Annotated in this window: 27 protein-coding genes; 11 read left to right on the plus strand and 16 right to left on the minus strand. The window is 58.8% G+C overall.

Translation table 11 applies throughout. The features are described from left to right. The first annotated feature begins 18 nt into the window (after positions 1–18). From QA644_RS26815 to QA644_RS26830, 4 genes are all read left to right on the plus strand, one after another. Positions 19–207, plus strand: coding sequence for a hypothetical protein (locus QA644_RS26815; RefSeq protein ID WP_074071861.1), 189 nt, complete (start codon positions 19–21; stop codon positions 205–207). Between the two features lie 123 nt (positions 208–330). Beyond that, positions 331–606, plus strand: coding sequence for a hypothetical protein (locus QA644_RS26820; RefSeq protein WP_283073937.1), 276 nt, complete (start codon positions 331–333; stop codon positions 604–606). Between the two features lie 126 nt (positions 607–732). Beyond that, positions 733–2,721: a PhoX family phosphatase gene (locus QA644_RS26825; RefSeq protein WP_283073938.1), complete on the plus strand. Its 1,989-nt coding sequence runs from the start codon at positions 733–735 to the stop codon at positions 2,719–2,721. 173 nt (positions 2,722–2,894) lie between these two features. Beyond that, entirely contained in the window at positions 2,895–3,719 is an 825-nt protein-coding gene (locus tag QA644_RS26830; protein ID WP_283073939.1) for an inositol monophosphatase family protein, read from the plus strand. A gap of 9 nt (positions 3,720–3,728) precedes the next feature. On the opposite strand, the gene QA644_RS26835 is transcribed toward QA644_RS26830, so the two are convergent. From QA644_RS26835 to QA644_RS26855, 5 genes are read right to left on the minus strand one after another with little or no spacing between them, the layout of a single operon-like run. Further along, positions 3,729–4,577, minus strand: a complete 849-nt coding sequence (locus QA644_RS26835) for a glycerophosphodiester phosphodiesterase (RefSeq protein WP_283073940.1) — start codon at positions 4,575–4,577, stop codon at positions 3,729–3,731. After that, positions 4,570–5,649 carry an ABC transporter ATP-binding protein gene (locus QA644_RS26840; protein WP_194731179.1) on the minus strand — a complete coding sequence of 360 codons (1,080 nt, stop codon included), beginning with the start codon at positions 5,647–5,649 and terminating at the stop codon, positions 4,570–4,572. Before QA644_RS26840 ends, QA644_RS26835 begins: the two co-directional genes overlap by 8 nt. A gap of 36 nt (positions 5,650–5,685) precedes the next feature. Beyond that, complete coding sequence (locus tag QA644_RS26845) at positions 5,686–6,513, minus strand: ABC transporter permease subunit (protein ID WP_239600719.1); 828 nt, start codon at positions 6,511–6,513, stop codon at positions 5,686–5,688. Continuing rightward, positions 6,510–7,403, minus strand: a complete 894-nt coding sequence (locus tag QA644_RS26850) for an ABC transporter permease subunit (RefSeq protein ID WP_239600718.1) — start codon at positions 7,401–7,403, stop codon at positions 6,510–6,512. Before QA644_RS26850 ends, QA644_RS26845 begins: the two co-directional genes overlap by 4 nt. After that, complete coding sequence (locus QA644_RS26855; RefSeq protein WP_283073941.1) at positions 7,403–8,548, minus strand: extracellular solute-binding protein; 1,146 nt, start codon at positions 8,546–8,548, stop codon at positions 7,403–7,405. The genes QA644_RS26850 and QA644_RS26855 overlap by 1 nt, the downstream gene beginning before the upstream one ends. A gap of 281 nt (positions 8,549–8,829) precedes the next feature. Here QA644_RS26855 and QA644_RS26860 point away from each other — a divergent pair, with 281 nt between their 5' ends. Further along, entirely contained in the window at positions 8,830–9,051 is a 222-nt protein-coding gene (locus QA644_RS26860) for a hypothetical protein (RefSeq protein WP_283073942.1), read from the plus strand. Between the two features lie 181 nt (positions 9,052–9,232). Here the strand turns inward: QA644_RS26860 and QA644_RS26865 are convergent, their stop codons facing one another. Further along, on the minus strand, positions 9,233–9,712 hold the full coding sequence (locus QA644_RS26865; RefSeq protein ID WP_283073943.1) for a hypothetical protein: 480 nt from the start codon (positions 9,710–9,712) through the stop codon (positions 9,233–9,235). A gap of 437 nt (positions 9,713–10,149) precedes the next feature. Between QA644_RS26865 and QA644_RS26870 the strand changes: the two genes are divergently transcribed. Continuing rightward, the gene (locus tag QA644_RS26870; protein WP_283073944.1) at positions 10,150–10,467 is read left to right on the plus strand and encodes a PepSY domain-containing protein; all 318 of its coding nucleotides are present in this window, start codon (positions 10,150–10,152) and stop codon (positions 10,465–10,467) included. Positions 10,468–10,849: 382 nt separating this feature from the next. Here the strand turns inward: QA644_RS26870 and QA644_RS26875 are convergent, their stop codons facing one another. Then, positions 10,850–11,050 (minus strand): hypothetical protein, encoded by a 201-nt coding sequence (locus QA644_RS26875; RefSeq protein WP_239600706.1) that lies wholly within the window; start codon positions 11,048–11,050, stop codon positions 10,850–10,852. Positions 11,051–11,149: 99 nt separating this feature from the next. Beyond that, a complete protein-coding gene (locus QA644_RS26880) occupies positions 11,150–12,040 on the minus strand; it encodes a LysR family transcriptional regulator (RefSeq protein WP_283073945.1) in 891 nt (296 codons plus the stop codon). A gap of 272 nt (positions 12,041–12,312) precedes the next feature. On the opposite strand from QA644_RS26880, the gene QA644_RS26885 reads away from it, so the two are divergent. Continuing rightward, entirely contained in the window at positions 12,313–13,344 is a 1,032-nt protein-coding gene (locus tag QA644_RS26885; RefSeq protein ID WP_283073946.1) for an aldo/keto reductase, read from the plus strand. 16 nt (positions 13,345–13,360) lie between these two features. Here QA644_RS26885 and QA644_RS26890 read toward each other — a convergent pair whose 3' ends face one another. The 6 genes from QA644_RS26890 to QA644_RS26915 form a co-directional block, all read right to left on the minus strand. After that, complete coding sequence (locus QA644_RS26890) at positions 13,361–14,431, minus strand: ABC transporter ATP-binding protein (RefSeq protein WP_074071874.1); 1,071 nt, start codon at positions 14,429–14,431, stop codon at positions 13,361–13,363. Continuing rightward, complete coding sequence (locus QA644_RS26895; protein ID WP_022717691.1) at positions 14,428–15,255, minus strand: carbohydrate ABC transporter permease; 828 nt, start codon at positions 15,253–15,255, stop codon at positions 14,428–14,430. The genes QA644_RS26890 and QA644_RS26895 overlap by 4 nt, the downstream gene beginning before the upstream one ends. Beyond that, positions 15,252–16,154, minus strand: coding sequence for a sugar ABC transporter permease (locus QA644_RS26900; RefSeq protein ID WP_074071876.1), 903 nt, complete (start codon positions 16,152–16,154; stop codon positions 15,252–15,254). Before QA644_RS26900 ends, QA644_RS26895 begins: the two co-directional genes overlap by 4 nt. Positions 16,155–16,283: 129 nt before the next feature. Next, positions 16,284–17,516 (minus strand): sugar ABC transporter substrate-binding protein, encoded by a 1,233-nt coding sequence (locus QA644_RS26905; protein WP_074071877.1) that lies wholly within the window; start codon positions 17,514–17,516, stop codon positions 16,284–16,286. A 65-nt stretch (positions 17,517–17,581) separates the two neighbouring features. Continuing rightward, positions 17,582–18,484: a sugar phosphate isomerase/epimerase gene (locus QA644_RS26910; protein WP_283073947.1), complete on the minus strand. Its 903-nt coding sequence runs from the start codon at positions 18,482–18,484 to the stop codon at positions 17,582–17,584. 11 nt (positions 18,485–18,495) lie between these two features. After that, on the minus strand, positions 18,496–19,530 hold the full coding sequence (locus tag QA644_RS26915) for a Gfo/Idh/MocA family oxidoreductase (RefSeq protein WP_239600696.1): 1,035 nt from the start codon (positions 19,528–19,530) through the stop codon (positions 18,496–18,498). Positions 19,531–19,945: 415 nt separating this feature from the next. On the opposite strand from QA644_RS26915, the gene QA644_RS26920 reads away from it, so the two are divergent. From QA644_RS26920 to QA644_RS26930, 3 genes are all read left to right on the plus strand, one after another. Then, the gene (locus tag QA644_RS26920; protein WP_074073070.1) at positions 19,946–20,989 is read left to right on the plus strand and encodes a LacI family DNA-binding transcriptional regulator; all 1,044 of its coding nucleotides are present in this window, start codon (positions 19,946–19,948) and stop codon (positions 20,987–20,989) included. A gap of 459 nt (positions 20,990–21,448) precedes the next feature. Continuing rightward, positions 21,449–21,688, plus strand: coding sequence for a DUF1127 domain-containing protein (locus QA644_RS26925; RefSeq protein ID WP_239600693.1), 240 nt, complete (start codon positions 21,449–21,451; stop codon positions 21,686–21,688). A 246-nt stretch (positions 21,689–21,934) separates the two neighbouring features. After that, positions 21,935–22,972: a substrate-binding domain-containing protein gene (locus QA644_RS26930; protein ID WP_283073948.1), complete on the plus strand. Its 1,038-nt coding sequence runs from the start codon at positions 21,935–21,937 to the stop codon at positions 22,970–22,972. A gap of 36 nt (positions 22,973–23,008) precedes the next feature. Here the strand turns inward: QA644_RS26930 and QA644_RS26935 are convergent, their stop codons facing one another. Then, a complete protein-coding gene (locus QA644_RS26935; RefSeq protein ID WP_283073949.1) occupies positions 23,009–24,208 on the minus strand; it encodes a multidrug effflux MFS transporter in 1,200 nt (399 codons plus the stop codon). 176 nt (positions 24,209–24,384) lie between these two features. On the opposite strand from QA644_RS26935, the gene QA644_RS26940 reads away from it, so the two are divergent. Then, positions 24,385–25,116 carry a TetR/AcrR family transcriptional regulator gene (locus QA644_RS26940; protein WP_283074033.1) on the plus strand — a complete coding sequence of 244 codons (732 nt, stop codon included), beginning with the start codon at positions 24,385–24,387 and terminating at the stop codon, positions 25,114–25,116. A 3-nt stretch (positions 25,117–25,119) separates the two neighbouring features. On the opposite strand, the gene QA644_RS26945 is transcribed toward QA644_RS26940, so the two are convergent. Next, positions 25,120–25,518, minus strand: a complete 399-nt coding sequence (locus QA644_RS26945) for a response regulator (protein ID WP_074071884.1) — start codon at positions 25,516–25,518, stop codon at positions 25,120–25,122. Positions 25,519–25,814: the final 296 nt, after the last annotated feature.

Below are 25,814 nucleotides of genomic sequence, written 5' to 3' on the forward strand. Positions count from 1 at the left end.
TACAGCGGACGCATCTGAATGGCCGATGTGCAGGAACGGGACGAGGTCGCGCATGCCTTGCGGACGAAATTTTCACCTACTATCTCAGCCGCGGCGTTCGAGAAAAGCAAGCCCGGCCTGCAAATCCTGCTGTGGATAAGGGAGATTGCCGACGAAATTTGGCCCTGTTGGCAGCCTACGGGCTGGGAGCCGGCAACCTTTCGTTAACCATGCCGGCCTATCAATGGGGCGCTGCTTTTCCGCGATAGCAAGGCAGCACGTCGCGTGGCGGGCTTTGCCGCTTCAGGCACGTGGCGCTTGGGCTGGATATCTTCGCCAAGGAGTTTGCAAATGCAGCTTATCGCTTTACCGGACACGTTCAACCTGATCGGCAACGATGCGCTTATCGTCATGAAGGCCGAGGACACACATCAAGCCGTGTGTGTGACGAAAGATGCGCTTGCTGGTGTTCAGGCTGCGCCCGACCCACGGTGGCTGCCGCAGGATCTGAGCGTACTCGAACTTATTGCAAGCCGGAAATTCGATCAGGGCGAGATCGCCTTCGATGGCCGCATCTGGATCACGGCGAAGGATGTCCAGAACTGGCATAAAATGACGCGGCATTAAATTCAGCCGACGACGACGGGTTACGAGCGAGCGGCAAGGCAATTGTCGCATTTCCGTAATATCCCAGCCCTAAGTTTAGAATGGCTCCAAAACTAGGGGGCCGTTCTCAACTTTGGAGCCAGTCCCATGAATGAACATCTTTCTCAAAAGATATTCCCCACGACGCAACTTGAAGACGCAGATGGCGAAGGCCACAATTCGAGCCTCAATCCGACCATGGGCGAAATCATCAGCAAGCGCTTTTCGCGCCGTAGTTTCCTCCAAGGTTCGCTTGCAGTTGCCGCCATTACCGCGACCGTCAGCCCAGTGGCGTTGATGACGGCGGAAAAGGCGCGCGCGAATGGCGCTTCTGCCTTCTCCTTCCCGGAAGTCGAGGCCGGCGTGGATGTCAACCATCACGTCGCCGAAGGTTACAACGCCGACGTCCTTTTGCGTTGGGGCGACGCGCTCTTCCCCGACGCACCGGCCTTCGACCCGACCAAGCAGACGGCAGAAGCCCAGCGCCGGCAATTCGGCTACAACAACGACTATGTCGGCTTCATCCCGCTTGAAGGTTCTTCGACAAACGGGCTGCTTGTCGTAAACCACGAATATACAAACCCGCACCTGATGTTTCCCGGCATCGTCAAGATCGTCGACGGGAAGATCTCCCAGGGCAAGCTCAGCAAGGAACAAGTCGACGTCGAAATGGCCGCGCATGGCGGCACGATCGTCGAGATCCGCAAGGTCGACGGAAAGTGGCAGGTCGTTCCGGAAGGCCGCTACAACCGCCGCATCACCTCTACCACGGAAATGCAGCTTACCGGCCCGGCTGCCGGTCATGATCGGGTCAAGACCTCGGCGGACGCCACCGGCACGCGCGTCATCGGCACGCTCAACAACTGTGCCGGCGGCGTGACCCCTTGGGGCACCTACATCATGGCTGAAGAGAATTTCCACGGCTATTTCTCCGGCGAACTGCCGGAAGGCCATAAGGAAGCCGCCAATTACAAGCGCTACGGCGTGCCGGAAGGCGGATATGATTGGGCCAATTACTACGACCGCTTCGACCTCTCCAAGGAACCGAACGAACCGAATCGCTTTGGCTGGATCGTCGAAGTCGACGTCATGGATCCGACCGCGACCCCGAAGAAGCGCACCGCTCTTGGCCGTACCAAGCATGAGGGAGCGGCATCGATCGTCAGCAAGGACGGCCGTGTTGTCTTCTATCTCGGCGACGATGAACGCTTCGACTATGTCTACAAGTTCGTGACGTCGGGAACGTTCAATGCGAACGATCGTGCCGCCAATCTTGATCTCCTCGATGAGGGCACGCTTTACGTGGCCAAATTTGCCGAGGACGGTACGTTGCAGTGGCTGCCGCTCATCTTCGGCCAGGGACCGCTGTCAGCCGAAAACGGCTTTGCCAGCCAGGCCGACGTTCTCATCGAGACGCGTCGCGCCGCCGACATTATCGGCGCAACGAAAATGGACCGGCCGGAAGACATCGAACCGAACGCCGTCAACGGCAAGGTTTATGTCATGCTGACCAACAACAGCAAGCGCAAGGCCGATCAGGTGGACGCCGCAAATCCCCGCCCCGACAACGCTTTCGGTCACATCATCGAGATCACCGAGGATGGCGGCGATTACTCAGCAACTTCAGGCAAATGGGAAGTTCTCTTGAAGTGCGGCGATCCTTCGGTTGCCGAAGTCGGCGCGACTTTCTCGACCGAAACTTCCAAGAACGGCTGGTTCGGCATGCCGGACAACTGCGCCGTCGATTCGGCCGGCCGTCTTTGGGTCGCAACGGACGGCAATAACAACAAGGCCACCGGCCGCACTGACGGCCTTTGGGCTGTCGACACCGAGGGTGACGCCCGCGCCACCTCTCGCCTGTTCTTCCGCGTCCCGGTCGGTGCCGAGCTCTGTGGTCCGCTCTTTGCCCCGGATGACGAAACGGCTTTCGTCGCCGTGCAGCATCCCGGGGACGGCGGTGATGACTGGGCGGGCCATGGCCGCCCATCCTATTACGAGGATCTTTCCACCAGGTGGCCAGACTTCAAGGATGACATGCCAGTGCGCCCGTCTGTACTTGCCATCACCAAGATCGGCGGCGGCAAGATCGGCATCTGAGACGGCGCGTTGACAGAGCCTTTGTTAGCCGGGACGAGTGCGTCGTCCCGGCTATTGTTGTGCACAGGGACACAATCGTGTCTGCATCCATGCCCTCTCGCGTCACAAAAACTTCATGCGCCTCTGCGAAAGCTTTGGGCAAACGAAATCCGCAATCTCCATAAGAATTCTTCATGACATCGTCCTCGGTCTCCACCCGCTTGTCACCGGCGGCCTCGCAACGCCTTTTGCTTCTCGCAAATACGGCACTGAAAGCGGGGCAAACCGCCCGCAGGTCGCTAAAGCGGCGGCTGGTGAGCGAGATCGTGTCGAAGGCTCCGCGTGACTACCAGACGGAAATCGATGTGGCGGTCGAGGGGATCATCGTCGATGAGGTGGCGAAAGCCTTTCCCACTTACGCGATCAAAGGAGAGGAAGCCGTCGGCAATCGTGATGCCGAGGCAAGCACACCTGTCATCTATATCGACCCGATCGACGGCACGACAAACTACGCCTGGGGCATTCCGCATTTCGGCATGACGATTTCGATCGCCGAAGGTGGCCGCATCGTGGCCGGTGTCGTCTATGATGCGATGCAGGATGAACTGTTCAGCGCGGAGGCCGGCGGCGGCGCTTATCTGAACGGCGAGCCGATCCGCTGCATCGAGAACGCCGAAATCGAAAGCGTCCTGATCGGCGCTGGACTGCCCGTTCCAGGACAAGTGAAAGCCGTCAGCGAGGACACTTACTTCACCGCGCTCAAGCGGCTGATGGTCAATACGGCTGGTGTGCGGCGGCTGGGCTCAGCAGCACTTTCGATTGCCTATGTGGCATGCGGACGGCTGGACGGCTTCTTCGAAGACGGCCTGTCGCTGCATGATTATGGCGCGTCGCTCCTTCTGGTCGAAGAGGCTGGCGGACATGTTTCGGCCTTTTCCGGCGGGCCGGTCACGGCAAACGGCGATATCCTCGCCGCAAATAGGGCGATCCATCCGTGGCTTGTCCAGGGGTTTAACTGAGCTCGGGACTTACAGGTGCTTGACCAGCAGCGCTTCCAGCCCGACCGGATCGTCGGTCGTGATTTGATCCGCTTTCAGCGCAAGAAGCCGTCGAACCTTCGGCAAGACTTCGGGAACGGCTGCCGTGATGGTATAGGCATCGACGCGGCGGTCAGCGCGATGGAAGGCGTCAATGAGGTCATAACCTGCAGCGTCGGCGAAGAGCACCAGTTCGTAATAGAGATAGAACATTCGCGCGCGCGGCGATGCCTTCAGCGCTGTTTCCACGAAACCTGCGAAGTCGCGGCTTTCGATCAAGCGCTCAATCGCCCCGTCGTGACAAGGGTCATAGCCGATCGGCATGTCGGGAACCGCGCCGGAAAGCCGTTCGACGGCTCCAGCGTCGCCCCCAGACAGAATGACCGACCGTGCGACCGGCGACATTGCTGCGGCAAAGGCGGTAATATCCACGTCGCGGATACTCGCCGACGCCTCCTTGAGATCCAGCTGCAGGACGGCATTTTCATCGCATTCGCCCGCAAGAAGAAGCTGCCCGAGATCGTCGATCAGCATCACCGGGTGATCTGCCGGCACGCCGGTATCATCGCGAAGCTGCAAGCCACGCAGATACTCCTGCGAAGCATCCAGGACACGGCCCGTGCCCGTCGTGGCCCGATCGAGTGTTTCATCGTGAAGAACCGCAAAACCTTCGCCGCAAAAACGAATGAGATCTATCTCGACGCTGGCGCCGAGCAACATGCCTTCGGCAATCCGCCGGCGCGTGAATGAGATGTCGCCGGCGAAGCGATGGCCACGATGCCATTTCAGCCATGTCCGGTGCGCACCTGTTTCGACGGCAATCCCCCTGCGGTCAGACATGTCCAAGCATCCGATCGGTTTGCAGCTCGCCGGCGGCGGCCGACCGATGGACGAGCTTGTTGTCACGAAAGGCGAAATAGGCGGTGGCTGCCGGTTCCACAAGGGAGCCCCTTGTCCAATCGACATCCGGTGACGTCATGGCCTTGAGCCGCGTGCCGTCCGCAAGGTCGATATCGACGATCCTGTGAGTGCCGAAATCGATGCTGCGATGCACGATGCCGGCGCCTGACTTCTTTGACCGGCTGAGCGAGAGCGCTTCCGGTCGGAAGGCGAGCACGAGATCGCCGTCTTCGACCGGAACTGCAAGCGAAAAGTCCGGATGTTCGCTGATCCCGTTGCGGACCTTCACGCGAACGAAATTCATGGAGCCGATAAAACCTGCCACGAATTCGGTCTTCGGTTCGCGGTAAATGAGGTCCGGCGGTGCGGTCTGTTCCGTGCCGCCATCCCGCATGACGACGACCCGGTCGGCAAGCGCCAGCGCCTCGTCCTGCCCATGAGTGACAAACAGGGTCGTGATGCCGAGGCGCTGCTGGATGTCGCGCACCTCTTCCCGCAGGCGCTCGCGCAAATGCTGGTCGAGACTGGCAAAAGGCTCGTCGAGCAGCAGGATCTTCGGCTCGAGCACGAGCGAGCGCGCCAGCGCCACACGCTGCTGCTGCCCGCCCGAAAGTTGTGTCGTCATCCGCTTTCCGTAGTTGGAAAGGCCGACAAGTGCGAGCGCGCTTTCTACGCGCTCTGCGATCTCGGGTTTCGGCAACCTGCGTATCTTCAACCCGAATGCAATATTGTTGAAGACGTCCATATGCGTCCAGAGCGCATGGCTTTGAAACACCATCCCTGTCGGGCGCTTCTCCGGCGCAAGTGTCGTAACATCCTTGGCGTCGATGAGAATTGAACCTGCACTCGGTCGTTCGAAACCGCCGATCATGCGAAGAAGCGTGGACTTGCCGGACCCCGATGGTCCGAGCAGGCAGACGAGCTCGCCATCATCGACATCGAGCGAGAAATCGCGCACTGCGAACGAAGCGCCGAAGGCCTTCGAAATCCCTTTGATCGTCAAGCGTGCCATCTCAAGCCTTTCTTCGGGTCATGCCCGATCCGCACGTCACGCGCCAAAGCCGCGGGCAAAGGCACCCGTTCCAACGACACGGCGGGCAAACATCAGTGCGATGAAGGACGGCACCCACAACATGACCGAGAGGACTGCGCCGTACTGCACGACGATCTGATTGTTGATGAAGGTGATCATCAATACCGGCATGGTTCGGACCTCAGGAGCACCGATCAGCCACGCTCCCTCCGTTTCGTAGAAGGTGCCAACAAAGGTGAGCAGAAGCGCAGCCGCGATTGTCGGTGCAGCCTGCGGAAGGGTGATCGACCAGAACACCCGCAGTGGTGCCGCACCTGCATCCCGGGCCGCTTCCTCCATGCGCCGGTCAACGTTCTGGAACGCCGCGACAGGGATCCAGATCATCAGCATGAGGGTGCCGACGAGCTGGATCAGGACGACACCCCAGAACGTGCTGATCAGGCCGAGCTGCAGGAAGATGCCGGCGATCGCGACAAGCAGTCCGAACTTCGGGAAGGCGTGCGAAGCAAGAAAGGACAGGAAGAGGATGTTCCTGCCCGGAAAGGTCATGCGCGCAAATGCGTAAGCCGCCGGCAGGCAGATGACAGCCGACAGCAGCGTCACGGTGGCCGTCAGCCGAAGGCTGAGAAAAAGCGATTCCCAGACGTCGGAGCGCGATAGCGTCTGCGACCAGAAGCGCAGCCCGAACTGCTGCGGAATGACAGAGGGATAGCGCCAGACCTCGGTAAAGGCCCAGGTTCCGACAACAATCAGCGGAAGCGCGATGAACAGGGTCAGCAGCGCCGCAAACAGGATGCCAACCCAATCGATCCTTGCCGCACCGGCAGCTGTCCCAAGGCTCATCGACCGCCCTCCCGGTTTTTCGCGATCGAGCGAACATAGAAGATCCCGAACACCAGGCAGAAGCCGAAGGTGATCACCGCTTGCGTCAGAGCATTCAGCGGGTCGTTGAGGTCGGAGAAGGTGCGTTGCATGAACGGCCCCATCATCTCGGGCGAAGCTGGGCCAAGCACGTAAGGCAGCGTGAAGGACGAAAAAATGCCGAGGATGGCGAAGGAGGCCGTGACGAGAAACGAATTGCCCATGCGCGGCAGGATAATCGAAACGAAGACCCGTAGCGGAGAAGCACCGACATCGCGCGCAGCTTCGATCGAGCTTTTCGCGATATTGCCCAATCCGGCCGCCAGCATCAGCACCGTCAGGGGAAGATTGTCCCAGACGAGGCCGATCACTGGCCCCCAGGGTGTCAGATATGGAGACGGCAGCTTTGGCAGGCCGGTCGCGTTCAGGAGGATGTCGACGGTGCCGTTCGGACCGATCGTGCGGATAAGCGCGTAGGAGAGGATGATCGACGGGACGAACATCGGAAAGATTGCAAGGCCTTGGACATAGGCTGCGAGCCGTCCCTGCGAAAAGCGCAGATACAGGGCGATCGGTAGGCCCGTCGCGAGAAGCAGCAGGCCGCAAACCAGCGTCGTCCAGAGCGTAAGCCAGAGATTGGCGAGGCTATAGGTATCGCTGAAGAAAAAGCGGTAGGAGGCAAGCGAAAAGACAGTAGCGCCGTCCGGTTGGCGCAGGAAAACCGTGCCGACGACTGCGGCGATGATCGGATAGACGATCAGCCAACCCAGCAGAAGCACCGGCACGGCGACGAGAAGAAGCCCTGCCGAAGCGTTCGTGGCGGCTGGTGTGCGCCAGCGCGCCAGCAATGGTAGCGCAAAATCCCTGCGCATCAGGTACGGCTGATGCCCGGCGCGACGCTACGGTACCAGCCGTCGTTGATGGCAGGCTCCCAATCGCCGCTCGGAAAGGTCGGGATCGTCGCCGGGACGACATCGGCATATTTCTGGCGGAGTTCCTCGGAGATATGGTCCCAGGAGATGCCCGGAAAACCGCCGATCTCGGTGATGATCGCTTCCTGCATCTCCTTTGTCAGCAGGAAGGCGGCGAGCTTCAGGGCCGCGTCCTTGTGCGCGCCGTTCGAAAATACCGTCATGCGCGAGAAATTACCGCAAAGCGCAAGGTCGCCGAGCTGAACGAGGCCGGTCGTTTCCGGCAGAACGCCCTGCGAGACCGCCTGCAGGACCTGGTCGGACCAGACCGGCGTCATGGCGACGACGCCCTGCGCCAGAAGCTGGATCGACTGCGTGTTGCCGGCCGTATAGGCGCCCTTTTCATAGAGCGACGGCGCAAGGTCGTTGAGGATCGCCCAGGCAGGCCTCAGGGTCTGGTTGGCGTAATCGGCCGAGAAGTTGTCGATCGTGAATTTCTTCGGATCGCGGCCGTTGGCCTCATGGATGGCGCGGCGAACGAAGTTTCCGCCTGAACCACCTTTGTCGGGACGATTGTAGATAAACTGGCCCGGATTGGCCTTGATCCATGAAATCAGCTGTTCCCAGGTTTTGGGCGCATCCATTGGGTCGAGCTTGGCCTTATCGTAGGCGAGAAGAACCTGCGAGCCGCGGTAGGGAAGCGAATATTCGCTGTCGACGCTCAGCGGATTGACGCGGTCGAAGCCTTCGATGTTCTCTGCAGAGAACTTGACCCAAAGACCGGCGTCGATCCCACCCGTCGGCAGGCGTGGATCGAAGGTTTCGAAGATGTCTGCCTGCGGATCGGTCTTGGTCTGGAGGGCGGCCAGGGCTCGATCTGCAATGGCGCGCAGGCCGGTATTGTCGCCGGCATCAGTGACCTTCAAGGCAACGTCCGGATGGGCCGCTTCGAAAGCCGGACGGACGATGTTGTTCCAGAAGTCGACGATATTGGCATCGGAGCCGCTGTAGAGATCGATCGTCCTCGCTGCTGCGGTGGCAAAACGCGGCGCAGTCAGCAGAGCTGCTGCGGCCGACGACGTGATAAGAAACTCGCGTCTGTTCATTACCCTCTCCATTCGTTTCGCGGTCGCACCCCGCGTGCCTGTTGGAGCTAGCTAACGCTGACGCGTGACATCGGGATGACAAAAGGGTCCGGACGAAGGTTTTTTGCACAGCCGTGCATTCTAATCTCTGCAACAACAACATCGACAAAAGATGGGCGAATCCGACGTTCTTGAATGCGGCTTATGATTGACGGCCGGCCTGTGGCCATCTTTTCGCCGTCGCTCTTACATTAGATTGTAATCAATCGCGGCTAGATTGTTTTCATCATCAGGAGGCAACTATGCGCGATATGACCATGTCAGAGATAATGAGCGATCCACTGATCCGACAGCTTATGCGCGCCGACAGGGTATCGCTTGACGTTTTCGCAACATTGCTTCGCGAAGCTGCAGCGCGCGTCGACGCACAGGCAATGATGGGCACGAGCGCCGCCGTGCGGCCAGACGATAACGAGACTTCAGCACAGTCGCACGGGACGATCATGCAAACGGAAGCAGTATAGAATTGCGGGCCTCAATGTTTGCCGCCCACGCGATGCTTTCTAACCTGTGAGCATGCGGGTCTTCCAGCCCGAGAATGGTCTCATGGGCGCCGGGTGGGGTTTGATCGGTCCCGTAACAGCGATCTGCCAAGCCGCGATATGGCCTACAACTTCAAGAGGAAGCGAAGATCCAAAGTGGGCGTCAGCGGGTAGCGCCCCAGAGGTAGGCGACTGCCGCAACTATGCCGACGGCAGTCAGCGGCCTTGCCCTCACCTGCTCCTCGATTTCATAAACAAAGCTTCTCGCCTGAACTTTCGCGATCCGCGCCGTACCGGAGGCGAGCTCTGTTGCGGACTCTGAGACGCGGCTTACTTCCGATCGCAGAGCCTTGATCTCGCCGCGGCTGACCTCGTTCCGCTTTCGACTTGCAGCGAGCGCTTCATCGACCAAGGGAGATTGTTCGTCGGGCGTTTCGGGGTCGCGCTGCCGCTGGACGCGCTCGGCCGCCTCGGCGTCCACTCTTCCAGATGGTGCCGTGGTGTGGGTGACCGAAACGGGATCTGAGGCCGGAAAGGTGTCCTCAAGTCCTTTCTCGAGTTCGCCCTTTCGCGATCGCTTGCGCTGCTGGGCCTGCTCCCGCTTCATGGACTGAACTGCTGGGGATTCGTCTGGATTTGGCATGTTGAGTTCCTCCTTGCTTGATCGCAGTAATCCCGCAGGTGCCGGGAAGTTCCGGATTTGTGTTCAAACTGCCACCGGCCAGCATGTCAAAGTCGAAATTCATCGCGGCGAGTATGCTTGCCCGAAGTTCACCGCGAAATAGTGGCTGGCCATTTGCAGTTCTGCGTATTTCAGCAAAACAATCTCCATGAGTGCTGTTTTCGTTGATGGTCTTGCCGACGCTGGTTTTTTCGTGGCTACGATGATTGGCTCTAATGGCTTCAACAACTGGCGGGCATGCATTTGCATTGCGTTACAGCCGCAGGAAAAGGCGCGTTAAATCATAGAGATGCATTGGGATCTTAAGATGCCGCTTACGCCCAGAAAATTTCTGGAACTTTAAAGTTCGACCGGTGTTCCTTGCACGGATCTCGGCGATCCCAAAAAGGAACACAACAATGCGCGCGTTAATCCTAGCCGCTACCGCCCTCGGGGCACCCGCCTTCTCTGTGCTAGCCCAGGCAACATTTGCGCCTTCCCCGTCCGGAAACACGCCTGCGATCGCAACACCAGGCACGAAGAACCCGACTGCCCCCGTCGCAGGTGCCAACAGCTTCACCGAAGCCCAGGCAAAGGATCGCATCGAAAATGCAGGCTACACGGAGGTTAAGGATCTAAAGCTCAACGACAAAGGCGTCTGGATGGCCTCGGGCATGATGGACGGCAAGGCTGTTTTGATCGCCCTCGACTATCAGGGCAACATTGTCGCCGAATAGGGAACTCCAGGCGCCCGAAATGAGAGTTATATCCGGATTTTTCGACGACTACTGCGAAACGAAACCGCAGCAGTGCGAAGCATGGTCAAAACCTACGAACGTTGCTCATCGTAGATTCTATTTCAACCGACACTTTAGGTAAGCGCTCGGAAGTCACTGATATAACAGGGAGGCCGCTTCATGACCGGGATAGGCACTTGCATGCGTCCAACACGGCTGGGGCGGATTTCTATAAGCTTGGGGCCTTTCTGTTGGCCATTTTGTCAGCCGCGACTGCGTCCTTGCGGATCCTTACGAAATTGCCTCACCAGCAGATCGGGTAAAACAGACCCCACGAACCTGTCTGCTGCGACAGCCGGCCAAATTTAGACCTGCAAGCCTATCAGTCCCCGCGCAGTTTATGGGTGATGAAGACAGCTATGCCGCCGATCCCCAGGACTATGACACCCCATAGAATCCAGACACTTTGATTGACCATGAAACTCGAGGAAGGATACGGGAAGAGCCCGCTACCTTGTCCGATCCAGAGCAATCCAAGCAGGATCAAACTCGCCCCGAATGCATAACTGAATTTCCGTCTCATGTTCATCCCTCTCGCTCACTTCCGGCCATGATGACGATAGACGATCATAGGCCGCCCAGCCTCGACAGTATCCGCAATTCACGCACCACCCGGCGCGGGTCAAACTTCGATGCCGGCGGCATCACTTCCGATGATCTCCTCGAAGCGTCTCGGCAGAGCGTCGCCCGATGTTGCCGATGAAGCCAATACAACTTCCCAGCATGCATCTGCTTCTTTCAGACGGCAAACACTCAATGTCTGTGCCCGGCTGCAGGCGACCGATTCCGGCACGAGGGCGATGCCGAGCCCGTGTCCGACGAGTTCCATCAACGTGCCGAGATCGCTCACCTCAAATGCGATCTTGCGATCAATATTCGCCGTCAAAAACAGATCATCGATGATTTTGCGCGTACCTAAATCCTGCTCGAATTCGACAAAGGCATGAGCTGCAATTTCATCAAGCGAAACAACCTGGCTTGAGGCAAGTGAATGCGACTTGTTGCAGACGACAACCAGTTCTTCGCAGGCGATGGTGACGGTTACAATGTCGGCCGGCGGATCAAACATGGGCAGGAATGCAAGGTCGAGTTTGCCGTTCCTGACCTTCTCCAGGAGATGGACCGCCCCGCCCTGTATCAGCCGCACGTCGATCTGTGGATGACGCTTATGAAAACGGGCAAGTAGAAACGGCAGATCGACAAATGCCGGCAGTCCCTGAACGGTTCCGAGGTTCAACTTGCCCGATTTCGCCTGGGCAACAGCGCTTACCGCTTCCCGTGCGTCCTTCGCTGCCTCAAGGACAATCTCCGCCTTTTCGAGCAGCGCCCTGCCGGCGGCCGTCAGCCGCACCTTTCGAGTAGTGCGGACGAAAAGCTGCGCATTCAGCTCTTGTTCCAACGCCCGGACTGAACTCGAAAGAGCGGACTGAACAATGTTCAACCGCTGCGCGGCTTTCGTGAAATGCTCGGCTTTTGCCGCAGCAACAAAATACTGGAGCTGGCGTAGTTCCACTGGAGCCTCATTTTTCACACATATTGATCAATCTTATCTAAATCTTCCGTTTGAAAGATGGAAGCGCCTGACGCATTCTCTCGCGGCGTTTTCGGCATTGCTTCTACCTCACGTGATCAACCTATTCGTTCATGACGGTCTTCTCGACGCTGTCCTTTCCGACAGCTGCGCAGGAAAAGAAGCGTTGGCTGCAGCACGGCCGCCATCGGTGCCGATGATGCGAGACAGTGGCCGCCCTTGGTGTCGCGGCTTTGATGTATCAGGAGGTTAACATGGACTATCGCAAACTCGGCCAGAGCGGCACAATCGTGAGCGCCTATTGTCTCGGCACGATGACCTTTGGTGCGGAGGCGGACGAGGCCGCCTCTTACAAGCTGCTCGACGATTATTTCGCCTGGGGCGGCAATTTCATCGATACCGCCGACGTATATAGCGCTGGCAAATCCGAAGAGATCATCGGCCGCTGGCTGAAGACGCGGCCGACCGAGGCAAAGCAGGCCGTGATCGCAACCAAAGGCCGCTTCCCGATGGGTCCGGGTCCGAACGATATCGGTCTCTCACGCAGACATCTTAACCAGGCGCTCAACGACTCGCTCCGTCGCTTGGACATCGAGCATATCGATCTTTACCAGATGCATGCTTGGGACGCGCTGACGCCCATCGAGGAGACTCTGCGCTTTCTCGATGACGCCGTTTCAGCGGGCAAGATCGGCTACTACGGTTTTTCCAACTATGTCGCCTGGCACATTGCCAAGGCTTCCGAAACTGCCAAGGCGCGCGGCTACACACGGCCGGTCACGCTTCAGCCGCAATATAATTTGCTGATGCGCGATATCGAGCTTGAAATCGTCGCCGCCTGCCAGGATGCCGGCCTGGGGTTGCTTCCTTGGTCACCGCTTGGCGGTGGCTGGCTGACTGGCAAGTACAAGCGTGATCAGATGCCGACCGGCGCAACCCGTCTTGGCGAAAATCCAACGCGCGGCGGCGAAGCCTTCGAAGCCCGCAATGCGCAGGAGCGCACCTGGGCAGTTATCGGGGTGGTCGAGGAGATTGCGAGAGCCCGCGGCGTCAGCATGGCGCAAGTGGCCCTTGCCTGGACGGCGGCGCGCCCGGCAGTGACCTCCGTCATTCTCGGCGCGCGAAATCCTGAGCAGCTCGCCGACAATCTCAATGCCGCCAGCTTTGCGCTTTCACTTGAGGAGACCACCAGGCTCAACGAAGTCAGCGCGCCGACGCCCGGGCAATATCCCTATGGTGAGCATGGCATCAACCAGCGCCACCGCAAGGTGGAAGGCGGACGCTGAATCTTGAAAGGCGGCGTCAGATCCGGACGCCGCTTGTCTCATCGAAGAGGTGAAGCTTCTCTGGATCGACAATCACGCCGATAGTATCTCCTGCCCGTGCATTTCCGCGACCGGTTTCGACAATGGTAAGTTCAGGTCCGGTTGCCGCAGTGATGAAGGTCGAAGAACCCGTGGATTCCACGACGGCGACCGGAACGTCGAAGGTGCCCTGCCCTTGGCCGGTGATGCCGATATGCTCGGGGCGAATGCCGGCGGTCACTTTGCGGCCGGGTTGCAGTTTGCTGGAGATCGTCAGCTTGTGCTTCAGCGGGCCGAGGTCGAGCGTCAGGCTTGCGCCATCTTCGCCGACGATCGCCGGGATAAAGTTCATTGCGGGCGAGCCGATGAAGCCGGCGACGAATTTGTTGGCAGGCGTGTCGTAGAGATCAAGCGGCCTTCCCTGCTGCTCGATGACGCCCTCGCGCATGACGACGACGTGATCGGCCATAGTCATCGCCTCGATCTGGTCGTGGGTAACGTAAACGGAAGTGGCGTGAAGCCGGTCGTGCAACGCACGGATTTCCTTGCGCATATGGACGCGCAGCGCCGCGTCCAGATTGGAAAGCGGTTCGTCAAAGAGGAATGCCTTCGGATGACGGATGATGGCGCGGCTCATGGCGACGCGCTGGCGCTGGCCGCCTGAAAGTTCGCGCGGATAGCGTTTCAGGAGATGCGACAGGCCGGTAGTGGCAGCGACTTCCTCGGCGGCTTTCTTCGCCTCGGCTTTGGCGACGCCGCGGATGCGCAGACTATATGTGAGATTCTGCTCGACCGTCATATGCGGATAAAGCGCGTAGGACTGGAAGACCATTGCCACATCGCGCTTGCGCGGCGGCACGTTGTTCATCAACTCCCCAGCGATCTTAAGATCGCCCTCAGAGATGCTTTCAAGGCCCGCGAGAGACCGCAGAAGCGTGGACTTGCCGCAGCCGGAAGGGCCGACGAGCGCCACGAACGTCCCCTTGGCAATCGACAGGTTGATGTTCTTGAGAGCGTGGAAGGCGCCGTAATGCTTGTTGACGCCGGCAAGCTCGATCTGAGTGGTCATTTGAGGGCTCCCGAGGTGAGGCCGGATACGATGCGGCGCTGCAAGAGAACGAAAATGGCGAGGATCGGCGTTACATACATCGTGGCGTAGGCCATGATGTTGTTCCACTCGTTGGTGTTCGGTCCCATGAAGGAATTGAGACCGACACTCGCCGGCTGAAGCTCGGCGGCCTGGATCATCGATTTCGCATAGACGAATTCGCCGAAGGCCTGCATGAAGATGAGGATCGCGCTGACGAGGATGCCGTTGCGCGCCAGCGGCAGGACGATGTTGAAGAAGGCGCCGATGCGGGAATTGCCGTCGACAAGAGCGGCCTCTTCCAGTTCCTGCGGCACGGCCATGAAGGTGGCGCGGACGAGGACGACGAAGAAGGGCATGCTTTTCGCTGCAATGGCGATGATAACGGCAAGGCGCGGATAGTTGAGCATGCCGAGCTGCGAGAACCCGACGAAGATCGGTGTAACCATCAGGGAGGCCGGAAGAACCTGCAGCATGAGGATCAGGAACAGGCCAATATCCACCCAGATGCTGCGATAACGCGCCAGCACGTAAGCGCAGCCAACGCCGAGAATGGTGATGAGCGCCACGGAACCGAGCGCGATCACCAGCGAATTCCAGAGATAGCGGCCCATGTTCCGGCTCTCCCAGACATAGGCATAGGTGCTCCATTGCGGAGAAGACGGCCAGAAGCTCGGCGGCGTAGCGAACATCTCCGACCCGCTTTTCAGCGCCGTGATGTACATCCAGTAGAGCGGAAAGAGATAGATCGCCGCCATGGCGATGGCGATTGCGAACATCAGTCGGTTGCGGTTTGTATCACTCATCCGCGCACCTCATGGCGTGTCGAGCGGACATAGACCACAGAGGCGATCATGACGAAGACGATCATGATGACGGAGATCGTGGCACCCTTAGCGAAATCATATTGGCGGAAAGACAACTCCCAGGCCCAGTATTGCGTTACATTTGAGGAATTGTTCGGCCCGCCAGAGGTGATCGCGGCGAAGAGGTCGAACTGTTGCAGCGTGAAGATCAGGCCAAGGGCGATGATGGCGCCGATCGTCGAGCGCATCATCGGCACAGTGATGGTCCAGAAGCGCTGCCAGGCATTCGCACCATCGAGTTCTGCAGCTTCATAGAGATCGCCGGGGATGGCCGAAAGGCCGACGGATAGCAGGATCATGTTGAAGGAAGTGCCGAGCCAGATATTGGCAATAATGACGGCAAAGAGCGAATAGTGCGGGTCGGAACGCCAGAAGATGTTTCCCGAGATGATGCCGCTTTCTCGCAGGATGAAATTGAGCACGCCGAAGTCGCCTGACAAAATCCAGTTCCAGATGGCGCCGACAACGAGGCCCGGCATGACCCAGGACACGAGGAAGAGACCGCGCAGCCACGATGCACCGGGAAAGTTCACCCAGAAGAACAATGCAAGCCCGAAACCGATCAAGAACTGACCGGCGATCGAGCCGGTGACGAAGATCAGCGTGTTGTAAAGGATCCCCAGCGTCTCGGGCTGCGCGAAGATATCCGTATAATTCTTGAAGCCGACGAAGGGGCGCGAGAAGGTCCCGAGGCTGAACATGTCAACCTCTTGGAAGCTCATCACAACATTGTAGATGAGCGGCAGACCCGCCATCAGGAACAGAAAGCCGAGCGGAAAGGCGACAAGCACGATATCGAAACCGCGGCCGTCCTTGACGCTCATCAGGATCCTCTTCATCGGGCCTCCGATAACTCCGAACGGGGCTGCCTGGCGCTCTCGCGGAAGACAGCCCCTGCCGGGAGGAATGGTTGAGTTTCTCCTTCTCCCCGGAGCGGGGAGAAGGAGAAGCGATTAACTGGGTGCCAATTATCCGAGAACGGCCTTGATTTTGTCGGCGGCCTGGTCGAGTGCTTCCTTGGCGCTCATCTGGCCCGTCAATGCTGCCTGTATTGCGTCCTGGATCGCCTTGGAGATCTTCGGCCACTGCGGGTGCGGGCCGCGGGGCTTGGCATATTTCATCTGCTCGAGGAAGACCTTGAGAGCGTCATCCTTCAGCTTTTCGCCGGTCACCGGGATGGTGATGTCGGAACGGGCCGGAAGCTGGCCGTAGTTCTTGAACAACTTGTCGTCCTGAGAGGCGAAATATTCAAGCGCCTTGAAGGCTTCGGCCGGGTGCTTGGAACTTGCGAAGATCGCCCAGTTGAAGTCGCCCATGGCCGACGAGCGGTCCGCGCCTGCCTTCGGAACCGGAAGCAGCGTTACACCCCAATCGAACTTGGCTTCCTTCACCATGCGGTCGAGTTCCCACGGACCGGAGATCGCCATTGCTGCATTGCCGGAATTGAAAGTGCCGGTCGAGTCCCACTGGCCGCGCGTCAGTGTATCGGGCGAGGCAAGCTTCTCGTCCATAATGGTCTTCCAGGTCTCAAGCGCCTTGACAGCGCCGTCGGCATTGATGTTCTCGTAGCCGCCACCGCCCATTTGGGCCCAGGGAAGGAACTGGAAGGTGCCCTCCTCGTTGGCTTTTGCAGAGAAGGCCAAGCCATAGACGTTCTTAGCCGGATCGGTCAGTTTGCGCGCGTCTTCAACGAGCTCATCCCAGGTCTGCGGCGGCTTGTTCGGGTCGAGGCCCTTCGCCTTGAACATATCCTTGTTGTAGTAGAGGGCGATCGTGTTGGTTGCTTTCGGCACGCCATAGTATTTCCCGTCCCATTCGACCGACTTCAGCGGCCCGGGAAAATAATTCTCCGGCTTGATCACGGTCGACTTCGAGATCATGTCGGTCAGATCGAGGAAGGCGCCACGCGAAGCGAACATCGCGTGTTCCGGATTATCGACGGCAATGATGTCGGGCGCCTGACCGGAGGCATAGGCGCGCATCGCTTCGGTAACGACGTCATCGAACTGGATCAGGCGGTACTCGATCTTAATGCCGTTGTTCTGCGCGTTGAATTCCTTGACGAGATTGGGCGCTGGTTGAATGTCGCGATCAAGCGACCAGACGCTGATGGTAACGTCTTCGGCCTTGGCTGAAAGGCCGAAGAGCGAGACGCCGGCAAGTGCCAAAGCGCCCAGAACTGCGAATTTGCGGATAGCCATGGTTCTCCTCCTTTGTGGTTACCCCCGACTGCCCGGCAAAATCCTCCTTGCCGGGCGCGGTATCATCAAACCGGATCGGCGACGAAATCGCCGCCCCGGGCATGCTTCAGATAATTCAGTGCGTAGACCTGGCCCGTCATCTCCAGCACGTCGCGGTAAACCGGATCGTGCCAGCCTTCGATATCGATCGAGCCCGACCAGCCGGCCAGACGCAGCTCCGAAATGATGTCCGTCCAGTTGCTGTCGCCGAAACCCGGCGTGCGCATGAAGACGAACTTTTCCTTGCCGAAGATGCCATGCTCCTTGATGACATCCCAGCGGATCGTCGCATCCTTGCCGTGGACATGGAAGATTTTCTTTGCCCACTTTCGAATCTGCGGCAGCGGCTCGATCAGGTAAACCATCTGGTGGCAGGGTTCCCACTCAAGGCCGATATTGTCGTCCGGCGTCTCATTGAAGATCAGCTCCCATGCATCCGGATTATGCGCGATGTTCCAGTCACCGGTTGCCCAGTTGCCGTCCATAGCGCAGTTTTCGAAGGCGATCTTGATGCCCTTGTCGGCGGCGCGCTTGGCAAGCTCGCTCCAGATCTGCTTGTAGCGCGGCAGGCTGTCGGTCAGCGGCGTACCGCGGATGCGGCCGGTAAAGCCGGCAACGCAGGTGGCGCCAAAATGATGGGCATTGTCGATGCAGTCCTTCCAGCCCTGCAGCGTCTGCAAGTCGATATCGGTTTCTTCCAGCGGATTGCCAAACATGCCGAGCGTCGAAATTGTAATGTCGCGATCGCCGATCGCGTCGAGTGAGCGCTTGCCGAGCTCGGCGAGATCCTGTCCGTTGGTCGTCTGCCAGAAAAAGGGCTCGAAGCTCTCGAACCCCATATCGGCGATCTTGCCGATGCGCTTGTCGGCGCCGCCCTTGGACGCGCTGACCATAGTTCCGATACGGATGGATTTTGCAGGATTGCTCACGATCTCATTCCTTATGCTGAAATTTCAACGCGCTTGCCGGTTCTGGCGCTCTCGATCGCGCCGAAGACCATGGCAAGGCTTCTGATGTTGTCGCTGCCGGCCGTCTCCGGCCGCTTGCCGGTCCGGATGGCGTCCACGAAACCGGCAATCACGCTGGCATGGCCGTGCGTCTCCTCGTCCCGCTCCGCCCCAGGAACGTCGACGGGCGTAACGCCGCGAAGCAGGCCCGTCTCTTCGCCGGCAACTGCGGCGCGGAATGTTTGATCCCCGTCCCAGGTTAGCATTCCCTTGGAGCCGACGAGACGCCACTGGCTTTCCCAGCTCGTACGCTCGCCTTCTGCGCACCAGGAGCCGCGATAGGTGAAAACGACATCGTCGGAGAATTCAAAGGTGGCGTTGGCAGAGGCGCCGTGACGATACCACGACCCTTTTGGATTACGCTCGACGCAATAGACGGCGAGCGGCTTCTTGCCGGCGACAAAGCGTGCGGCATCGAAGGTATGGATCGCCATGTCGAGAAGCAGGACATTGTCCATGTCCTCGCGGAAGCCGCCGAAATGCGGGGCTATGAAGAAGTCGCAATGGATCGCGGTCACATCGCCGATTGCACCGCTTTCGACAAAACGGCGCATGCGGCGAACACCGGAAATGAAGCGTCGGTTCTGGATGATCGCATGGATCTTGCCGGTCTCTGCCGCAAGATCGATCAGGGCAGCTCCTTCCGCCAGCGAGGTAGCCATCGGCTTTTCGCTCAGCACATGGCATCCTGCCTTAAGAGCCGTAGAGACGACATTGAAACGGGCAGCCGGGATGACGACGTCAAAGACGATATCCGCCCTCGCCTTTGCAATAACGCTGGAAAGATCGGTGCCGATGGAGACCTTATTCAGGCCGAACTCCGAGGTGAGCGCTTCGGCCGCAGCCAGGTTCACATCGACGAGGCCGGTGACCTCGATCGATTCGGCTAGAGCCGGGGTTTCCTTTAAGGCGCGCAGCCAGCCTTTGGACATGGCTCCGCAACCGCACAGAACTGCATTCAATGTCACGATTTCCTCCCGCGGCGCGCGTCCGGCAAATCTCCGTTTGCGTGTCCCGTAAACGTTTACGATAGTAAGCGGAAACGTTTCTTGCTGTCAATAGAGGGCGAACCGGGGCGAAATGCTGCGGAAAACAGCTTTAAATGCGCGATCTTAGCCAAATTCACATTGCAATGCAGCACGGTCATGCCGGGCATGTCATCGGGCTGTCAAACAGACATTTTACCAAACCCCAAACCAGGTTGCACAGCGATGCAACGCAAGGGACAAACACGACGACCTACTGCTGTTTGCATGGCAAGCGCCAGTGGCAACTCAGGTTGCAGTGATGACCGCGCTCATGCTTGCATCCTGGATGTTTATGCTAATGATGAAGCGGTTCCTAACGGCAGACGTACTTTCGCGGGTGGATAAAGGAATGCCAATGAAGGACGGCCCGACGATCGACGGAAAGAAGACCAAGCGCAAGGAGCGCATGCGATTTGTCAGCGCAGATCAGGTCGCACAGCTTGCGGGCGTTTCACGCTCCGCTGTTTCACGGACTTTCACGCCAGGCGCAAGCGTTGCGCCCGCCACCCGCGAGCGCGTGCAGAAGGCTGCCGAGGAGCTTGGCTATCATGTCAACGATCTGGCACGCGGCGTCCTTGCAAATCAAAGCCGCCTGGTCGGCATCGTTGCGACGCGGCCGGAAGTCGGCTTTCGCGCCCATCTGGCCGCAGCACTTGCAAAAGCGCTGATAAAGCGGGGCAGCATCCCGATCCTGATCAACACCGGCCAGACCGAGGATGAATTGCTTGCAGCGCAGAAGATGTTGATCGGCCACCGCGCCGAAGCAACGATCATTCTTTCGGGATCCCCACCCGCGAGCTTCGTCGATATCGCGCATCGCAACGGCCAGCCGCTGGTGGTCATCGGCCGCACCGAACCGGATGCGGACCATGTCAGTGCCGGAAACGCCGAAGCGTCCCGCAATGCAGCGACGGCCTTCTTCGACAAGGGATACCGGCGGCTTGCCGTTGCAGCGTCGCATTCCGCAACGTCCAGCATTGCCGAGCGCGAGGATGCCTTCTTGGCGGCAGCCGAGGAGTTCGGCGCTTCGGTCTCGGTCGGACGCGGCATAGATTCCGATTATGACAGCGGCATCGATGCCGCGCGTCAACTCTTCTCCCGGGCCGAAAGACCCGATGCGGTCTATTGCGCCAACGATTTGATTGCCTTCGGATTGATGGATCATGTCCGAAAGACGCTCGGCTTGCGGATACCGGAAGACGTCGCCGTGATCGGCTTTGATGATGTGCCGGAGGCAGCCTGGCTCAGCTACCGGCTTACGACTTTCCGCCAGGATCCGGTCGTCATGGCACAGCGCGCCGTCGACCTTGTCGAGCGTCGGCTTGCCAGCCCGGACTTGCCGCCTGCCTATGAGAGGGTCATTCCGGAACTTATCTTCCGCGACAGCTTCACCCCCTGACCTCAGCGCTCGATACGTGTCACTTTTGCCGCTCGCCGGAGGTCATTCTCGATGCTGCCGAACGAGAGGTGTCGCATGATGGCGTGTTGCCGGTATGCAACAAACTTCTCGGTGATAGCTACAATTCAAGATTTAATATTGCTGATCATCCGCTGTTGTGCAAATATAATCCTATCTCGCAAATTTAATCAGAGGAGGCGTGAAATGAATCCCATTCTCGTGTTTATACGCCCCGCTGGCGGGATGGCTCGCAAGACGTCGATGCGTTGTGCATCCAATCCGGGCCGACATTCCTCCGAGGCTGTATAAACCCCGGATCACTGCCATTTTGGCATTTCCCAACTTGACCTGAATTGAGCCGGACCGCCGAACGACTACGTGTGTTCCACGTCCGCCTCCATGTGTCTTTTTAACCTTCGAGAGGACCTGGCTGCTTGAGCGCGCCGGGACGGAAAAATCATGCGTGAAGCACAAGTAGTAGTTGCTGAAACCCTTTCGGCGACGGTCGATGAACTGTACCAGAAATTTGGCGTCTGGAGGACAGCGCGCGCGCTGGTTCTGGCCGCCTGGAGGCATCACCAAACGGTGAACCAGGTCTCCCAGCTGTCAGATCGTACGCGCCGCGATATCGGCCTTCCGGAGGCCGAGGATGCGTACGGGGCGGCGAGATTCTGGAGCATCTGGCCCGACACAAGATGACTTCCAGCCCCGGCGGCCTGGCTGCCGGGGCTGGCGTCTGCCTGCGGACCATCGTCATGAGAAGCATACAATAGACGTCGGCTGCCAGCGCGAAAACGATGCGGCATCTTCATCTCGTGCCGATCTGACGTCTGTGCCGCACACCGGTGCCGCCCACGAGCGGGACCGCAGCCGCTTTGCGGAAACGCATTCCTGTGGCAATAAGAGAAGATCACGCGTTTTGATCGGGGAGGAAGAACGCAGCCGATGAAGGGAATCCGACAGCTTGCCAAGCATCTCGACATTTCGATCGGGACGGTTTCCCGCGCGCTAAACGACAAACCGGACGTCAACGAGGAAACGCGCAAGCGCGTGCTGGCGGCTGCCGAGGAGCTTGGCTATGTGGCAAATCAGTCCGGCCGCAGCCTGAGGCAGGGCACGACCAACGTTATCGGATTGATGATCGAATCCAGCAAGGAAACCGTCGAAAATAGCGACAACTTTTTTCTCGGTCTCACCGGCGGTCTGCAGAGCGTGCTTGCGCGGCACAAGCTCGACCTCGTGATGCTGCCCTGCCCCAGCGACGAGGATCCCTATGAATACCTGAAGCGCATGGTGGCGCGGCGCGTCGTTGACGCGATGATTATTTCAGCGACGCAGCGGATCGATAGGCGCATCGATCTTCTGGTGAAAGCCAAGATTCCTTTCGTCGCGCTCGGACGAAGCTCATCGGGCGACAACTACACCTGGATAGATCTTGATTTCGAGGGCGTGGCGGCGTCGGCGGTCGACCGGCTGGTGGCCAAGGGACATCGTAGGATCGCGATCGCAGCACCTTCGAGCGATATCAATCTCGGCTATGTCTTCGTCGATGCCTACCAGCAGTCGCTTGAGCGCCACGGCATCCCGTATGATCCCAAGCTCGTCATTCGCGTCAAATCGAGCGAACAAGGTGGCTACCAGGCCGGACACGAATTGCTGCTCTTGGACAACAAGCCGACAGCCATCATCCTGATCTACGAGTTGATGGCGATTGGTCTTTACAGACGCTTGGTCGAGGCAGGCGTCGTTCCGGGGCGCGATCTGGCAGTGATCGGCTTCCGTGAGGAGCCACGCGCCAAATTCCTGCAACCTGCCCTCACCTGCTTCCGCATGTCGCTGCGCGATCTCGGTGTCGAACTGGCCGAAACGCTGCTTGCGACCATGCCCGCTTATGCGAAATATTATCCGAAGGGCGCGCGCAACACGATCTGGCCGCTGGAACTGGTCCCAGGCGAAAGCGACGCCTTTTTCCTCAATCCATGAAACTGGCCGCGCCGTTTGGGGACGCGGCCGCAATTGTCATTCAGCCGGTGCTGCGGCGGCGCGGCGGCCGAGCGTTGCTTGCGTCAGGACGAAGGCAAGCAGCGCGCAGGCCGCAATGCCTGCCGCCATCGGAACGGCCGTGCCATCGGCAAACAGGCCGGACACCACCATTGCGACAGCCGCAATGACGAAGTGCAATGTCCCCATCAACGACGAGGCCGTACCTGCGATCTGACCGTGATCCTCCAGAGCAAGAACCGCGCTCGTTGGAATGACAAGTCCGAGAAAGCCATATCCGATGAAAAGGAAGACGGCCATCACCGGAAGCTGGTTGATGCCCGCCGCCATTGCGACGGCCATCACGACCATGACGAGGCAATAGAAGGTGACGGCTGAGCGCATGACGCGAACGAGACCGAAACGCTCGCCGAGCCAGCCGGTCGCCTGCGATACGGCGAAGAAGGACACGGCGTTGACGGAGAATGCGAAGCTGTACTGCGTCGGCGTCAGGCCGTAGTGCTGGATGAGCACGAAGGGCGAGTTGGCGAGATAGACGAGGAAGCTCGAGATCCCGAGGCCACCGATGAAGGTGAGCGTCAGGAAGTTCCTGTCGCGCAAAAGGAAGCCATAGGCAGACATCGCGCTGCCGAGGCTGCTGCCCTTGCGATCCTTGGTCGGGCGAGTCTCGTCAAGCTGTGTGGCAAGCAGCACGAGCCCGATGAAAGCCGCGACAGTCACCGCCCAGAAGACACCGCGCCAGCCGTAGAACTCGATGACCGCACTGCCGGCCAGCGGAGCAAGAATGGGGGAAATTGAGAAGACGAGCATGAGAAGCGACATTAGACGGGCTGCCTGAATGCCAGTGTGCATGTCACGAACAACAGCGCGTGGTATGACCATGCCGGCCGCACCGCCGATGCCCTGGATGAAGCGGAAGGCAATCAGCGTTTCTATGTCTTGGGCCAGCGCGCAGCCGATGCTGGCAACGGTGAAGATGCCGACACCCAGATAAAGTGGCAGCTTGCGGCCCCACATGTCGGACAGTGGACCGTAAAGCAGCTGGGCCAGTGCAAAGGAAATGAAGAACGACAGAAGGCTCAACTGGGTGACGTTGTTATCCGACCCCAGATCGACGCCAATCGAAGGCAGTGCTGGAAGGTACATGTCGATGGCAAAGGGACCTATGGCTGATAAAAGCCCAAGGATGAGCGCAATGCGAAAGAATGAAGCGGTCATTTTGATGATCTTTCATAAATGCGCAGCGAAGGAAGCGGACTATGTCTCTCCGCCGCGTTGCTCTCGAGGGGTTCAAATGAGGGGCGGCTGCAACCCGCGACGCGCTTGGGAGAAGCGTCAGCGAATGCGAACCGTGGTGTCTAGTATTTTGGACACGAGTGTAAAATTAGACAGTGTTGTCTAACACGTCAAGGCGCATTATCTTTAGAGCGATGAAAAATCTCGCGCCACCCGAAAAGAGATTGGATGGGCCGACCCAGCGCGGCCAGTTCAAGAAGCGCGCTTCCATCCTGGAAGCAGCCGCGGATGTATTCTGCCGCCAGGGCTTTGCAGGAGCAAGCATCGACGAGATTGCGGTAGAGGCCAATGTCTCGCGCCAGACGATCTATAATCACTATTGCGAGAAAGAGACTTTGTTCGTCGCCGTCGTAGACGACGTGCTGAAGCGCGCCAATTCGATGATTTTTTCGATGCTGGCAACGTTTCCGGTCAATGCCGACAATTTGGAAGAAGACCTTGTCGCCTTTGCGATCCGGATCAACAAAAACTGCATCTGCAACCAGGACGGAAAGTTCCTGCGCCGTCTCGTCCAGAACGAAGGTGAGCGCTATCCGCATCTTTTCGAGACCTGGCGCCAGCAAGGCCCGGGCCGGATCATTTCCGCGCTCGGCGCTCTGTTTGCGCGGTTGAGCGCCAGTGGTGCGCTGAAGATCGAAGACTTCGATGTGGCGGCACGCCAATTCCTCGCTCTCGGGAATGCGGATCTGCAGATCATGATGCTGTTCGGGCAAACGCCGAGCGATGAGCAACTCGAAAGTGCCGCCCGCAACGCGGTCAGGACGTTCCTTCGCGCTTACGGCACGGAGAGGTCCGCCGAGCGACCAGAGCTTGCGGCCGTCAGCGGCTGAGCGTCAGGCAAAGACGAGCATCTGCGACGGAACGGCAGCGAGCGCGCCATTGCGGCGTGCGACGGCATACTTCAGCGACTGCTCGACGACGGACGGCTTGACCGGCTTTTTGACGACGCCGAGCGTCCCCTTGACGCCGCCTGCCACCATCTCCGGGTTGCCTGTCATAAAGACGACGGCAATACCGTGGTCTTGCGCCAGCCGGCGGCCGATTTCCGGGCCAGTCGCACCATCCGACAGGTTGACGTCTACAAAAGCGACGTCCGCCGTCGGCGCAAAACGCAACGCCTGTTCCTTATTTGCGGCAAGCCCCGTCACTTCCATGCCCATGGCTTGAACGGTTGCTTCAAGATCGAGGGCGATCAAGAGCTCGTCCTCTACGATCAATACTCTCTGGTTCATGAGGTTATCCTGTAGCCAGCTTACGCAAAACATTCGTGGCCAGACGCCCTTGCCGGCCCGGGCACGCGAAAAACTTCGCACCAGTCGGCCGTGGCCGGCGGAACTTGACCGGATAACGGGCAACCGCGGGATATGTTCCGAGCCGATACGCATTATTTTTCGATTAAGCCATTGTTAATACTAATAAAACATTAAGATCGGCGTAAGTCTTTGATAAAAAGCAGCTCTAAATTTGAAGTTGTATTGACAAGTCTTTTCGGCCGCAGGAGAGTGCCCCAATCCAGCGCCAGCGACCG

Source organism: Rhizobium sp. CC1099 (assembly GCF_029714385.1).
In the GTDB taxonomy this organism is placed as follows: Bacteria; Pseudomonadota; Alphaproteobacteria; order Rhizobiales; family Rhizobiaceae; genus Rhizobium.